We start from the raw sequence: 13,519 nt of genomic DNA, 5'->3' as shown, positions 1-13,519 counted from the left end.
ACGACAAATCGATCAGAACAAGCAAAGGCGACGAATCGATCAGGAATCGATCATCAGAGGGTGATGCGGGCCGGTTGGAGGCCAACTCGGGTTCTCAGGCGTCGGCGGATGATCGTGTGTTGTGCGGGAGTCATGCGTGGGTTCTCGCACACTCGGCAATGGTGGTGATCCGCAAGGTGGCTCATCACGACAGGTGAGCTCCACCCACCGGCTGATGGCCTTGTCCTACGCCGGGGTGACGCCAACGGCGTGCGTGCGGGGCAGCATGATTCGTGCACGCTGGCTACCACGCACCGCCACGCACTCTCCGGCGGCGTGGTCCCGGCAGACGATGGCGAACACGAGTGGGGGAATGATGCACAGTTTCAACGGCACCAAGAGGAACTCTTCGAGGGCACCGGAGAGGTTCGTGACGCACGGACTGGTAGCCGCGGCCGGACTGGCCGTCGCGGTCGGTCTGGGCGGGTGTGGTGCGGAGAGCTCGTTGGCGCTGACCTATGAGGCCGAAGTGGTGTCCGGAGGAGGCGACGACGCCGTGCTGCGCGTTGAGTACATCACGCGGCAGACGGGCCTGAGTGCGCAGCAGACCACCGGCGCCACCGTCTCTGCCAGCGAGGCAACCCCTGCGACCTTCGAGACCCTGGCACTGGCGGATGACGAGGTGTCCATCTCCGTCGGTGGTGTTGCCGATGCCGTCCTGCGCTGCGCCGTCGTGCAGGACGGATCCACAGTGCTTGAGGAGCAGGAGTCGGCTGCCCCGGGTGAGGCAGTGACCTGTACCGCCAGCGTGGACGGCTGAGCAAGGAGCGCGCACCACGGCGAACTGGGCGGAATGATGGTCGAGCCAGGCGAGGATTCGCGGGTCTCCCCGCAGGGGCAGTCAGGAGAGACCGGCGGACGGCGGCATGGGGAGAGAGTTGACTGCGACGCTACGTCGTCGTTGAGACCAGCTAAGAGATCTCCCACAAGCGCGTCTGTGACCGTGAGGACTCTTCAGCTGGTCCAGGCGCGCCAAAGGTCGGCATAGGCACCGCCGGCGTCCACGAGTTCGTCGTGGCTGCCGAGTTCGGCGATCCGGCCGTCGATCACCACGGCGATCCGGTCCGCGTCGTGCGCGGTATGCAACCGGTGCGCGATCGCCACCACCGCCCGTCCTTCAAGCAGCACTGACATCGACCCCTCCAGGTGCCGGGCGGTGCGTGGGTCGATCAGACTTGTCGCCTCGTCCAACACGAGCGTGTGTGGATCGGCCACCACCAGGCGGGCGAGCGCGATCTGCTGCGCCTGGGCAGGGGTGAGTTTCACCTTTCCGGAACCGACCACGGTGCCCAACCCCTCCGGAAGCCGCTTCACCCAGTCCCACGCGTCCACGGCCTGCAGGGCCTTGATCACCGCGGCGTCCGGGGAGTCTTCCCGGGCCAGCACGATGTTGTCCCGGATGGTGCCCACGAACACGTGGTGCTCCTGCGTCACGAGGGCCACTTCGGTACGCAGCACGTCCAGTTCGAGGTCGATGAGCTCGACCCCACCGACCATCACCGAGCCGGTTCGCGGACGGTTGATCCCCGCGAGCAGCCGGCCCAGGGTCGACTTCCCCGACCCGGACGGACCCACGATCGCCAGCCGTTCACCCGGTACGAGGTCCACATCCACCCCGTGCAGCACGTCATGACCCTCGCGGTAGGCGAAGCGCAGGTCCTCAGCAGTGAGCTTCACGCCGTCGGGCGTCTCTTCCCCCGGCTCACGGTCCTGCGGCACCTCCGCGATGCCCAGCAGACGCGTGGTGGAGGCCACCCCGACCTGCAGGCGGTCCACGTTCGCGACCAGCTGGTCCAGCGGGGTGACGATGGCCTGGATGTACAGGATCGCGGCCGTGATCTGCCCGAGGCTCACCCACCCGTTCGCGTACCCCACGCCGCCGAGCAGCAGGGTCCACACCAGTGGGGAACTGTAGGCGAAGTCGATCACACTGAACAGCAGGTTGCGCAGGCTCATCGTGTACCGCTCGGCTTGCGCGGACACGTCGATGTCGGCATCGCCGAGCTCCCGACGGCGTCCGCCCAGCCCGAAGGCCTCCACCGTTCGGGCGCCCTCCACCGTCTCAGTGAGGGTGGAGTTGATGTCGGAGTACGTGCTTCCCTCGGTGATGTAGCCAGCGGGGGCGCGCTTGAGGTAGCGCGTCACCGCGATCGCCAGCGCCGGGATGGACAACAGCAGCGGCAGGGAGAGCAGCGGTGAGTTCAGCGCCATTGCGCCGAGGGTGAGCACCACCGTGACCAGCGCTACCACCGCCTGCGGCAGCCCCCAGCGCACGCTCTCACTCATCGTGCCGACGTCCCTGGTCACGCGGGTGACCAGATCGCCGGTACTGGCGCCCTCCACCGACCCCAGCGGCAGCCGCAGCACCGTATGCACCACGTACTCGCGGGCCGCGGCCAGCAGGTCCTGACCGAACACGGCCGAGATCCACCGGGCGGCGAACGTCAGCAGCGCCTGCACCACCACCACACCGGCCACGGCGAGTGCGAGGGCGTTCAACGTCGAGAGCACGGTGTTTCCAGCAGCGGCCGTATCCACCAGCTCACGGAGAATCCGGGGCACCAGCAGGCCGGCAACAGCGGCGAGCGAGTGCAGCACCAGCAGGCCGACCAAGATCGGCTTGCGGTTGCCGAGGAGTGTCTTCAGGAAGGCCCAGACGGCGGAGCTGGAGGCGACCGGGAGGCCCCGCTCAGGATTGCGGGACCGGGTGTAGGTGTCCTGGGCGCGCTGCTCGCGCAGCAAGTGCCGTCGCCGCCAGGCTGCTGCCCGCTGCCGGATCGTGCCGGTGTGGGGTGGGCGCAGCTCTGCGGGGATCGCCGGCTCGTCACCGGGCGGCATCCACGTGTCGGCGGAGCCGGGAAGGTATTCCGCGCCGCGCGGGGCCGATTCGGACTCAGTCATGGCGGGCCTCCTCGGTGTGCGGGCCGAGGGCGCCGGGGTGTGAGTGTGTGGGCACACTGGCCGGGGTGCCGGCCGGTTCGGCCGGATCGTCGTGCCGCTCGCCCGGGGCATCCGACCCGGCTGACGCGGTTGTTCCTTCGGGGGCGTCGGGTCCGTCCAAGCTCGGGGGCGGCAGTGGGGGTGGATCGTCGTCGAGTGGATTCTCCTCCATGCTGCGTACCACCACCCGCCGGTACTCGGCGCTCGCCGCCAGCAACTCCTCATGCGTCCCTTCTGCGGCCAGCCGGCCATCGCTGAGGAACGCCACCTGGTCGGCGTGGTGCAGCAGCAAGGGGGAGACCGAGGCGATCACGGTGGTGCGGCCGCGCCGGTGCGCGCTGAGCCGCTCGGCGATGCGTGCCTCAGTGTGTGCGTCCACCGCGGAGGTCGGTTCCACGAGCACGGCGATGTCCGGATCGGCCGCCACCGCGCGAGCCAAGACCAGCCGTTGCCGCTGGCCACCGGACAGGCCCCGCCCGCGTTCGTCCAGGTGACCCTGCCACCCGTTCGGGAGCGCCTCGAAGACGTCATCAGCTGAGGCCACGTACATCGCCTGCTCTGCCTGGGCGCGGGTCAGCCGGCCGTGCGGGTCGAGCGCCTGCTGGAGGGTGCCGCCGAAGACCATGCTGGCCGTGTCGGACACCAGGATGCGCTCGCGGACCTCGGCCAGGCTCGCCTGGGAGAGGTCCACCCCACCGACCGTGACGCCCCACCGCCGTCGGGCGTTCTCCCGATCCTTCTCGGCCTGGGTACGGCGTGCGGCTTCGCGCTCAGCTCGAGTCTGCCGGGCGCGCTTGCCCTTCACCCCTTCCTCCAGTTCGGTGCTCACCGGTTCCGCCGCCGAGACAAGGTAGCGACCGAGCCGGTCGGCGAGGGCGGCAGTGTCGTCCGGGACGGCGGAAACCACCACAGTCAGCACACCCGGGCGGGCGGTGAAACCCGTGGCCTCGTCATGAATCGGAGCATCGGAAGGCAATGGGGCTGGGGCGACGGGCTCCTCCCACGGCGGTTCCTGTTCCAGCAGGGTGATGGTCTTGCGGGCGGACACGAGCGACTGCACCCACTTCTGCACGAGCTCGAAGAACGTGTAGATCGGCACCACCATGAACACCGCGTAGCCGAAGAAGCTGATCAACTGGCCCACAGTCAGTTCATCCTGCGCCACCAGGCGGGTCCCGAACCACGTCAGCGTGACCAGGAACAGGCCGGAGAACAGCGTGCCCACGGCCTCGACGGCCGCCTGCCAGATCCCGGCCGAGACCCCGGCGTGGCGAACGAGCTGGGACTGCGTGGCGTAGTTCGCACCGAACGTCCGCTCCCCGCCGATGCCGCGGAGAATCCGCAGGCCCGCCACGATATCGGTGGCCAGGGAGGTGAGCTCGGCGGCACGGCTGCGTTCGACGGCCTGGCGCCGGTGCAACGGTCGCAGCAGAGGTGCGGCAACGAACACCAGCACCGGTGCCGCCACCAACGTGATCAGACCGAGTGGCACCGATGTGCTCAGCACCAGGCCCACTACCACCAGGTAGGCGAACAGTGCAGCCATCGCACGGCCCATCACTTCGCTCAGCGCACCGTACTTGTCCGAGTCCGAGGAGGACACGGACAAGATCTCCCCGGTGGGGATCCGCTGCGGCAGCACGTGGCCCATCTGCGTGGTCTTGCGGGTGACCAGTTTGGTGGTCCGGTAGAGCGCGTTCACCCAACCGTGCACGGCGTAGGTGTGCATGAGCACTCCCACCGAGGCGGCCAGGGCGATCACGCCGAGCAAGATCAGCGCCCAGGTGAGGAGAGCGTCCCAGGAGCCGGCGACGATGCCCTCATCGACGGCGCGCCCCACGAAGTACGGACCCGCAGCACCGGGTAGGTACACGAGGATTCCGGTGAGGAACATCCCGACCATCGCATAGGCCTGTCGGCGCAGCAGCCAGATCAGGAACCGGGACGGGCTCCTGGTGTCGGGGAGCTCCCGGGTCACCCGGTCCGAGGCGACCCCGAGCTGTCCGGTGGTGGTGGCGCCGGCCTGGCGGGTGGGGTACTCAGGTACCTCCGGAGGGAAGTCGTGCACAAGCAGTGAGCCTAGGCGGCGCCACCGACAGCGGCGCAGTCATTTTCCTCGTGGCGAGCGGATCGGCCCTGGTTGGGATGGTGAATCGTTTGTGCGAGCTGCTCCCGGCCGCCATTACCATCGGAGGATGGTGACGTTGCGCGATGTGGCCGCCCACGCCGGGGTGTCGGTCTCGGTGGTCTCGCGTGTGCTCAACTCCGACCCCACCATCCGCATCCGCCCCGAGACGCGTGAGCGGGTTGTGGAGTCGGCGAGGCTGTTGCGCTACGCCCCGAACTCGGCCGGCCGGTCGCTGCGCCGAGCCCGTTCGCACCTGCTCGCCCTGGTCGTCCCCGACGTCACCAACGCCACCTTCACCGACCTGGTCAACGGGGTCGAGGCCCGGGCCCTGGACCACTCCTACTCGGTGCTCCTCGCCTCGAGTCCGCGGATGCAGCCAGGGAGCGAGGGGTTCAACCGGCTACTCAACGAACGGCTCGTCGACGGCGTCCTGCTGCAGAAGGACGACAGCGCCCCCACCGATCTGGTCGCCCGGGCGTTGACCCACCCCGAGCACACCGTGATGATCAACTCCGGTCCGGTCGATGGGGTGCGCACCATCGGCCTCGACGACGTCGCCGCCGGGGCGCTCGCGACCCGCCACCTGCTCGAACTGGGGCACCGGAGCATCGGGTACGTCGGCGGCGTCCCGGCCTCCGACACCAGCAGCCGCCGTCAACAGGGCGTGGAGCGCGAACTCGGCGAGGCGGGGCTCACCCTGCCCCGGGAACACCTGACCACCTTGGGCTACACCTACCGCTCGGCGCTGGACGCCGTCCGGCTGCTGCTCGGGCGTGAGCCCCGGCCGACGGCTTTGGTGGTCGGGAACGTCAACGCCGGGATCGGTGCGCTCACTGAGGCGGCGCAGATGGGTATCAGCGTGCCCGAGGAACTCTCGGTGGTGGCGATTCACGACATCTGGCCGGCCATCACCTGCTCCCCGGCGCTGACGACGGTGCGGCTGCCGATGGCGGCGCTGGGCGCCACGGCCGTGGATCTGCTGCTCAATGGCGACGGCGATGGCAGTGGCGATGGCGGGCAGGTCAGTCGCGTGGTGGACGACCCGGCGCCCGAGCTGGTGCGGCGGGCGTCCACGGCCGCGGCGCCCCGCGGGTGAGGGCCGGCGACCGACCCGAAGAACCGGTGCGGTGACTCCCACCGCGCGCCCATGCAGCGACTCGCCCGAACACCGGTCCAGGGGTCTGAAACTCAGGGTCGAGCCCGAGTAGGGGTCAACTATTCGGCCCTTGGAGGGCCGAGCGGCGGGCCGGGCAGCGGGTGCCCACCGGCCCGGTTCGCTTCGTGCGCGGCCTCGAGCACGGCCATCGTGCGCAGCACGTCGCTCGCCGACGTCGGTAGCGTGCCCGATTCACCGGTCACGTAGCGCTGCAGCGCCCCCATCGAGCCGATGAAGGCATCCGGGAACCACGACCCCTCCACCTCGATCTCCCGCCAGCCCTCGCCGTCGGTGATCTCCAGCAGGTCGGGCCCACCGCGCGGGTAGTCCAGCAGCAGCCCGAGCTCGGTGCGGATCGCGCCCTCGGTGCCGTGCCACAGCACCGCCGCCTCCTGATGCGCGGGACCGAAGGCATGGTCGTGGTTGGTGCTGATGGTCACGCGCAGCGGCCGGTCGGCGTAGTGCAGTAGATAGCTCGTGCGGGTGCTGGCCAGCTCCTTGTGCGGGTGCGCCACGGTCAGCGCGCTCACCCCGCTGGGGTCGCCGACGAACGAGCGCACCAGGTCCACGTAGTGCACCGAGTGCATCGGCATCTCCATGCGCTCAAGCCCGAAGACGCTGGGGAACAACTCCCACGGCGTCTCCACCCGCACGAGCACCTCGAGATCGATCAGCTCACCGATCGCACCGTCGGCGATCAACCGGCGGGCCACGGTCACGTGCGGAGCGAACCGCAGCTGGGTGTTGACGGCGGCGCGCAGCCGCTTGCGCTCGCAGAGATCGACCAGCGCCTTCGCCTCGGCGTAGGTGTAGCCGAGCGGTTTCTGCAGTTGCACCGCTGCGCCGTCGGGCAGCGAATCGAGGATGTCCCCGAATGCGTTCGGCATCACGGCCACGTCGTAGACGACGTCGCGGCCGTGCGCGGCGACGGCGTCCTCCAGGCGCTCGTAGGTGGCGGGGATATCGAAGTCGGTCGCCAGCGCCCGGGCACGTTCACGATCAAGATCCACGACGGCGGCCACCGGCATCTGTGCCTTGCGGTAGGCGGGTAGGTGGGCGTCCCGGGCGATCCCACCCGCGCCGACGAGCACGATCGGCAGTGGACGCTCCGGCGCAGCAGCCAGATATGCCGGATCCGGGTGGCGTTCGCGGAGGCGTTCGAGCCCGGCTCCGTCGAAGGCAGTACTCACATCGCCAACCCGTAGACGCGAGCCGCCGTGCCAGTGCGCACGGCCGCCTGCTGGGCGGGCTCCAACTCGCCGACTGCGCCCAGCAGCACACCCATCGTCGCCCCGGCGCCGCCGAAGGCCGTGCACACCGGCCAGTCGGTGCCCACCATCAGCCGGTCCGGCCCGAACAGCTCCAGGGCGGTGCCGAGCACCGCGCGCATCTGGTCCGCGCTCACCGGACCACCTGAGGCGTAGATGCCCGACACCTTCGCCACCGTGTTCGGGCAGCTCGCGATCTCGCCCAGCTGCTCTCGCCACAGGGCGGCAGCATCGCCCCCGTCCAGCGCCGGGGTGCCCAGGTGATCCAGCACGAACGTCTGGCCGGGGTGCTGTCGCGCAAGGGTGAGGAGATTCTCCCGGTGGCGCGGGAGCGTCGCCACCACATCCAACGGCAACCCAGCGGCACCGATCAGCTCGATACTGCGGCGCTGCTCTGCCCCCAGGATCCAGTCCGGATCGGTGCGATCGTGGGTGAGGTTGCGCGCCCCGACCATTCCCGCCGGCCGGTTCTCCAGGTGCTCGGCCACCGTGTCCGGGTTCTCCAGCGGCAGGTAGACCACCGCCCCGGCGATCCTCGGCTCCGTGGCCACCAGTTCGAGCAGGTACTCCGTCTCGGTCAGGGTCTCGTCCGCCTGGACGAGCACCGCACGTGTGAACCCGTGCTCGGCCAGCATGTCCAGTGCCTCGGACGGAAGGTGGTCGCGCCGCAGCAGCTCCGGCGCGTGGTTCAGCCAGCCGTAGCCGGACCGGGCGTGGTCCCACACATGCAGATGAGCGTCGATCACTGCTCAGAGCCTCGCTTCGTCACGACGTACAGGTGCACCAACGACAGCACCGTATCGCCCCGCTGGTTGGTCACCGTGACCAGTTCATCCACCCGGCCCAGCTCCGGGCGGCGCGGATGATCGGTGACCTCAGTGATCTCCGCGGTGACGGTGATCGTGTCGCCGATCAGCACCGGCGTGATGAACCGGATCCGGTCGTAGCCGTAGCTCATCGCCTGCGGGTTCACGTCCCCGGCGGTCATCCCGACGGCGATCGTGATGATCAGCGTGCCGTGCGCGATACGCCCGCCCAGGCCCGCCTCCTCCACGCACCAGCGTTCGTCCATGTGGTGCGGGAAGAAGTCGCCGGACTGGCCGGCGTGTAGGACCACGTCCGCCTCGGTGACCGTGCGTCCGAGCGTGCGGCGCACTTCACCGACGGCGAAGTCCTCGAAGTACCTGTCAATCACCTGCATGCTGGTCTCCCCAACGTTGCGAACATCTGGTCCAGATCCGCCAGCAGGCCGGTGGCCCCCTCCCGCTGCACCAGCGCCCGGTGCACCCGCGCGCATGCTGCGTTCTGCACGTCCATGTACCGGGGGTGCTGGGGGCGCAGGCTCGCCAGCTCCAGCGTGCGGCGGGTACCGGCGAAGAATCCGGCAGTGAGTTCGTCCAGCTGCCGGTCCTCCCAGGCGGCCACGTGCCCGGGTTGACCGCCGGCGAGGGCGTAGACCCCGCGCTGCACGTCTCCGGTGCCGGCCCAGGTGGCGAAGGCCACCGCCTCGGCCCGATGGTCGCTGTGCGCCGAGACCGACAACCCGGCACCACCGAGCATCGAACCGCGCGGCTCGCCACCGGTCTGCGGAATGTCGGTCCAGGCCAGCCGGTGGTCGCGGAAGCCCGGCCGGGCGTAGTTGCTGTAGCCGTACAGCAGCGGGGCGTAGCACCACCGGTCGCTGCCGGCGAGCCGCTCGGAGACCTCGATCGGGTTCTCGGTCAGACACTCCTCGGGGACGAGGTCGCGCAGCCGCCCCACCGTCTCCCACGCCTCGGCGAAGGCATCCGGGGCACCGAAGCGGCCGCGCCGTCCGGCGTCCTCTCCCTGTAGGGCTGAGGTGAGGGTGAAGGTCGAGGCGAACGCATCGATGGGTTTGCACGGCCAGAGCACGACGGCGTCCCTCGCCAGTTCCAGCACGTCCGGCCAGGTGCGTGGTGGCTCAGGAAACAGGTCCGGCCGGTAGGCCGCCACCTGGGCTGCAGCGTCGATGGCCACGCCGTACTGAGTGCCCTGCCACCGGTAGGTCTGGAAACTGCGGCCGACGAAGGCGGCCGGCCCCTCGCCGTCGGGAAGCGGTGCGAGCAGCCCGGCATGGGCAGCGTGCGGGATATGCGGGTGGTCGATGACGAGCAGGTCGAACTCTGCCGCCATGGACTCCAGGCCTTGGTCGGCGAACGCCTGCAGCGAGCGGCGCTCCCAGACGATCTCCACCTCGGTCCCGGTCTCGGCGTAAGCCCGGGAACGGTACGCCGACGAAGCGGTGGCGATGCTGTCGAACCCGCGCTCGTGGTCCCAGGTCATCCCGCGCAGCGTGAGCGTCATGACGCCTGCTCCGCGATCCGCTCGGTGACACAGGGGGCGACCTCGTCCCGCAGACGCTCGCTGTCGGCCCCGAGAGAGGGTGCGGCGGACGCCGAGCGGGGGCGCACGCCGTCGATCCGCAGCGGCATCCGGGTGGTCGTCACCTCGGTACGCGAGCCGTCCGGCTCGGCACGGTCGAGGGTCTGGACCATGTCGATCTGTCGGAAGCCCTCGTGCTCGACCAGCTCGTCCACAGTGTGCAGCGGAGCGCACCAGACGTCGGCCTCATCCAGGATCGCCAGCCACGTCTCGGTGGTGCCGGTGCGCAGCCGGTCCGCGATGAGAATCTCGATGTGGGAGCGCTGCTCCCACCAGGTCTGCGGGTCGGTCATCTCCACCAGCTCCGGGAGCTGGAGCAGCTCGCCGATGCGAGGCACCGGGTTCATCGCGATGGAGAGGTAACCGTCCGCCGTCGGGTAGACCCCGTAGGGGGCGGGCAGGTAACTGTGGGCGCTGTGGGGGCCGCGGACGGGCTGCGTGAGGGCACCCGGTTCGGTCAGGCGCACCGAGAGCATCTCGAACTGCAGATCGACCATCGCCTCCAGCAACGAGGTGCGCACGTGACCCCCGACGCCGGTGCGCGCGCGCCGTAGCAGCAGCGCCGTGATCCCGTGCGCCAGGTGGCAGGAGGCGAGGTGGTCGGCGATCGCGATCCCCATGGGGCTCGGCTCGGGATCGGCCTGCAGCCAGGGCAGGCCGGCGATCGACTGCGCGAGCAGGTCCTGACCGGGACGGTCCCGCCAGGGGCCCTCCTCCCCGTAGCCGGTGATCGAGCCGTAGACGACGCCCGGGTTGGTGGCCCGGACGCTCTCGTAGTCCAGGCCCAGCCGTTCCATCACTCCTGGGCGGAAGTTCTCCACGACGACGTCGGCCCGCTCCACGAGTCGGCGGACGACCGCGAGGTCCTCGGGGTTCTTCAGGTCCGCCGACAGGCTCTCCTTGCCGCGGTTCATCGCGTGGAAGGAAACCGTGTCGTTTCCGGCGCGGGCTCCCGCGAAGGCGAGGCCGCGGCCGATGTCCCCGATGCCGGGGCGCTCAACTTTGATCACCCGCGCGCCGAGGTCGGCGAGCCGTAGCGCGGCCACCGGCCCGGCCAGGAACTGGCTGAAGTCCAGCACGAGGAAACCCTCGAGCGGGTCGATGGAGGTGGATGCGGCGGTCATGAGCGGGTCTCCTCGGCGGTCGGGTGCACCGTCTGGCCCGGGTGCAGCTCGATCTCCTGGGAGATCGACCGGTATCGCACGGTCACCGTCTGCGCGGTGTGATGGTGGGAACGAAGCTCCTGGGCTGCGCCGCCGAACACCGTCGCCCCGAGCCTGCCGTTGCCGATGGGTAGCGCTTCCACCCACTCGGCCGCGGCGCTGGCGAATGAGAGCTCGTGAACGCGGGGATCCGTTGCCGTCTCAGCGGCCGGCTGCGCGAACGTGAACCTGGACGACACTGTCACCTCAGAGAATCGATTTAATGCGTGTGGAGCCACCATAGCCGGTTCAGGTGGGGAGGTGGCAAGCGCTGCAATGACTGAATATTCGGGCCAGGGTGGGCGGTTGTCGACTGCGGGTTGCGCTTGTGCGAGAACGGTGGCTAGCATCAGAGAAACGATTCACCGGACGACGAGGTCATGGTTCGCAGACTCCGCCCCCATGAGCGGCAGGCGCCCACGCCCTCGATTCACAGCGAGAGGAGCCACCCAGTGGTGCACACCGGTCTGGGCACGGCCAGCACGGCGCCGCCGCCGGTCGCGACGCGGGGCCTGGGCACACCGCCCTCACCGCGCCGTCGCTCTGGTGAGCGCCGCGGGCGGCTGCGCAGGTCCGTCCGGCGGCACTGGCAGCTCTATCTCCTCGTCATCCCACCGCTGCTGTACTTCCTGGTCTTCCAGTACGTGCCGATGGCGAACGCGATCATCGCGTTCAAGGACTTCAACGTCGTCGAAGGTATCTGGGGATCGCCCTGGGCGGGACTGGAGTACTTCGAGCGGTTCTTCTCCAACCCGATGTTCACCACCGTGGTGAGCAACACCTTCCTGTTGAGCCTGTACGCGCTGATCGCCAGCTTCCCGATCCCGATCATCTTGGCACTCGCGCTGAACGAGATCCGGGCGAGGTTCTTCAAGCGCACCGTGCAGATGGTCACCTACGCGCCGTACTTCATCTCCACGGTGGTCGTGGTCTCGATGGCGATCCTGATCCTCTCGCCGCGGATCGGCCTGGCAAGCGACCTGACCGGATTCTTCGGTCTGCCGGCCACCGACTACCTGGCCCAGCCGGACTTCTTCCGGCATGTCTACGTCTGGTCCGAGGTGTGGCAGACGGCCGGGTACTCCGCCGTCATCTATCTCGCCGCCCTCGCCGGGGTCGATCCGGGACTCTACGAGGCCGCGAAAGTCGACGGAGCGAACCGGCTACAGAAGATCTGGCACGTCGACCTGCCGAGCATCACTCCGACCATCGTGGTCGTGCTGATCCTCTCGGTCGGCTCCATCATGGCGGTCGGCTTCGAGAAGGCGTTCCTGCTGCAGAACCCGCTGAACCTCTCGCAGTCGGAGATCATCGCCACCTACACCTACAAGATCGGCATCCAGAACGCCGATTTCAGCCTGGCCACCGCGATCGGGTTGTTCAACTCCGTCATCAACCTCGTCCTGCTGGTCGCAGTCAACATCGTCGCCAAGCGCGTGACAGGAAAGGGGCTGTGGTGAGCGCCGTCCTGACCAAGCCGAACCGCACAGCTTTCAGACGCTCTCGGCGGGTACGGGAGTCGCCGGTCGACCGCGTCTTCCTCGTCGGTGTCTACATCCTGCTGACGACGTTCCTGATCGTGGTGCTGCTGCCGTTGTGGTACATCCTGGTCAGTTCCTTCTCCAGCCCGGCGGCAGTCTCGGCTGGTGAGGTGTTCTTGTGGCCGGTCGACTTCACGTTGCGCGGGTACGAGGTGGTCTTCACCAACTCGACGATCCTGACCGGCTTCGCGAACTCGGCGTTCTATACGGTCGCCGGTACAGCGATCAGCGTGACATTGACAGTCATGCTCGCCTACCCCCTCTCCCGGGCCGACTTCGTGGGGCGCAAAATCCTCACCGGCGCGGTCGTGTTCACCATGCTGTTCGCGGGCGGGCTGATCCCTACCTATCTGGTGGTGCAGAGCATGGGCATGCTGGACACCCGCTGGGCCCTGCTCATTCCGAAGGCGGTGGCGGTGTGGCCGGCGATCCTGGCCATCACCTATTTCCGCACCGCGATCCCGGACGAGTTGCGTGAGGCAGGTGAGATCGACGGCGCCAGTGACCTGCGCATCCTGTGGAGGGTGGTACTTCCGCTCTCGGCGCCGATGCTCGCCGTGATCGCCCTGATGTACGCGATCGTGCAGTGGAACTCCTACTTCGACGCTCTCATCTACCTGCGCGACGACAGTCTTTACCCACTCCAGCTGGTGCTGCGCAACATCCTCATCCTCAACACCGACGCGGGTGCGGACGTCACCGCAGCGATCGAGCGACAACAACTCGCAAGCCTGCTGAAGTACTCGCTCATCGTGGTCTCCACCGTCCCGATGATGCTCATCTATCCGTTCGTCGCCCGCTATTTCACCCGGGGCCTGCTCCTGGGTGCCGTCAAGGGCTGA

General features: G+C 68.7%; 12 protein-coding genes. 4 read left to right on the top strand and 8 right to left on the bottom strand.

The window, feature by feature from the left end:
• The first annotated feature begins 409 nt into the window (after nt 1–409).
• Nucleotides 410–799: a hypothetical protein gene (locus FV560_RS01205; protein WP_159618470.1), complete on the top strand. Its 390-nt coding sequence runs from the start codon at nt 410–412 to the stop codon at nt 797–799.
• 194 nt (nt 800–993) lie between these two features.
• Here FV560_RS01205 and FV560_RS01200 read toward each other — a convergent pair whose 3' ends face one another.
• Both FV560_RS01200 and FV560_RS01195 read right to left on the bottom strand, forming a co-directional pair.
• On the bottom strand, nt 994–2,940 hold the full coding sequence (locus FV560_RS01200) for an ABC transporter ATP-binding protein (RefSeq protein WP_159618468.1): 1,947 nt from the start codon (nt 2,938–2,940) through the stop codon (nt 994–996).
• A complete protein-coding gene (locus FV560_RS01195) occupies nt 2,933–5,047 on the bottom strand; it encodes an ABC transporter ATP-binding protein (protein WP_235019848.1) in 2,115 nt (704 codons plus the stop codon). Before FV560_RS01195 ends, FV560_RS01200 begins: the two co-directional genes overlap by 8 nt.
• A 127-nt stretch (nt 5,048–5,174) precedes the next feature.
• Between FV560_RS01195 and FV560_RS01190 the strand changes: the two genes are divergently transcribed.
• Nucleotides 5,175–6,203 (top strand): LacI family DNA-binding transcriptional regulator, encoded by a 1,029-nt coding sequence (locus FV560_RS01190; protein WP_159618466.1) that lies wholly within the window; start codon nt 5,175–5,177, stop codon nt 6,201–6,203.
• A gap of 119 nt (nt 6,204–6,322) precedes the next feature.
• On the opposite strand, the gene FV560_RS01185 is transcribed toward FV560_RS01190, so the two are convergent.
• Genes FV560_RS01185 through FV560_RS01160 form a run of 6 tightly spaced genes read right to left on the bottom strand, consistent with a single transcriptional unit; the run spans nt 6,323 to nt 11,342 of the window.
• A complete protein-coding gene (locus FV560_RS01185) occupies nt 6,323–7,453 on the bottom strand; it encodes a Gfo/Idh/MocA family protein (protein ID WP_200837472.1) in 1,131 nt (376 codons plus the stop codon).
• Nucleotides 7,450–8,277, bottom strand: a complete 828-nt coding sequence (locus FV560_RS01180; protein WP_159618464.1) for an amidohydrolase family protein — start codon at nt 8,275–8,277, stop codon at nt 7,450–7,452. The genes FV560_RS01185 and FV560_RS01180 overlap by 4 nt, the downstream gene beginning before the upstream one ends.
• Entirely contained in the window at nt 8,274–8,732 is a 459-nt protein-coding gene (locus FV560_RS01175; RefSeq protein WP_159618462.1) for a MaoC family dehydratase, read from the bottom strand. The genes FV560_RS01180 and FV560_RS01175 overlap by 4 nt, the downstream gene beginning before the upstream one ends.
• Nucleotides 8,723–9,856 (bottom strand): extracellular solute-binding protein, encoded by a 1,134-nt coding sequence (locus FV560_RS01170; RefSeq protein ID WP_159618459.1) that lies wholly within the window; start codon nt 9,854–9,856, stop codon nt 8,723–8,725. The genes FV560_RS01175 and FV560_RS01170 overlap by 10 nt, the downstream gene beginning before the upstream one ends.
• A complete protein-coding gene (locus FV560_RS01165) occupies nt 9,853–11,058 on the bottom strand; it encodes a CaiB/BaiF CoA transferase family protein (RefSeq protein ID WP_159618457.1) in 1,206 nt (401 codons plus the stop codon). Before FV560_RS01165 ends, FV560_RS01170 begins: the two co-directional genes overlap by 4 nt.
• Nucleotides 11,055–11,342: a glycoside hydrolase N-terminal domain-containing protein gene (locus FV560_RS01160; protein ID WP_200837471.1), complete on the bottom strand. Its 288-nt coding sequence runs from the start codon at nt 11,340–11,342 to the stop codon at nt 11,055–11,057. Before FV560_RS01160 ends, FV560_RS01165 begins: the two co-directional genes overlap by 4 nt.
• Nucleotides 11,343–11,588: 246 nt before the next feature.
• Here FV560_RS01160 and FV560_RS01155 point away from each other — a divergent pair, with 246 nt between their 5' ends.
• Both FV560_RS01155 and FV560_RS01150 read left to right on the top strand, forming a co-directional pair.
• Nucleotides 11,589–12,596 (top strand): ABC transporter permease, encoded by a 1,008-nt coding sequence (locus tag FV560_RS01155; protein ID WP_235019847.1) that lies wholly within the window; start codon nt 11,589–11,591, stop codon nt 12,594–12,596.
• Nucleotides 12,593–13,519 carry a carbohydrate ABC transporter permease gene (locus FV560_RS01150; RefSeq protein WP_159618451.1) on the top strand — a complete coding sequence of 309 codons (927 nt, stop codon included), beginning with the start codon at nt 12,593–12,595 and terminating at the stop codon, nt 13,517–13,519. Before FV560_RS01155 ends, FV560_RS01150 begins: the two co-directional genes overlap by 4 nt.

Source organism: Ruania rhizosphaerae (genome assembly GCF_009805705.1).
GTDB lineage: Bacteria > Actinomycetota > Actinomycetes > Actinomycetales > Beutenbergiaceae > Ruania > Ruania rhizosphaerae.
The sequence above is the reverse complement of the archived record's forward strand: the minus strand, read 5'-3'. Positions and strand labels throughout refer to the sequence as shown.

Coding starts and splice junctions, on each gene's coding strand:
- FV560_RS01175 (WP_159618462.1), bottom strand. CDS start 8,732: ATGCAGGTGATTGACAGGTACTTCGAGGACTTCGCCGTCGGTGAAGTG.
- FV560_RS01170 (WP_159618459.1), bottom strand. CDS start 9,856: ATGACGCTCACGCTGCGCGGGATGACCTGGGACCACGAGCGCGGGTTC.
- FV560_RS01200 (WP_159618468.1), bottom strand. CDS start 2,940: ATGACTGAGTCCGAATCGGCCCCGCGCGGCGCGGAATACCTTCCCGGC.
- FV560_RS01190 (WP_159618466.1), top strand. CDS start 5,175: ATGGTGACGTTGCGCGATGTGGCCGCCCACGCCGGGGTGTCGGTCTCG.
- FV560_RS01165 (WP_159618457.1), bottom strand. CDS start 11,058: ATGACCGCCGCATCCACCTCCATCGACCCGCTCGAGGGTTTCCTCGTG.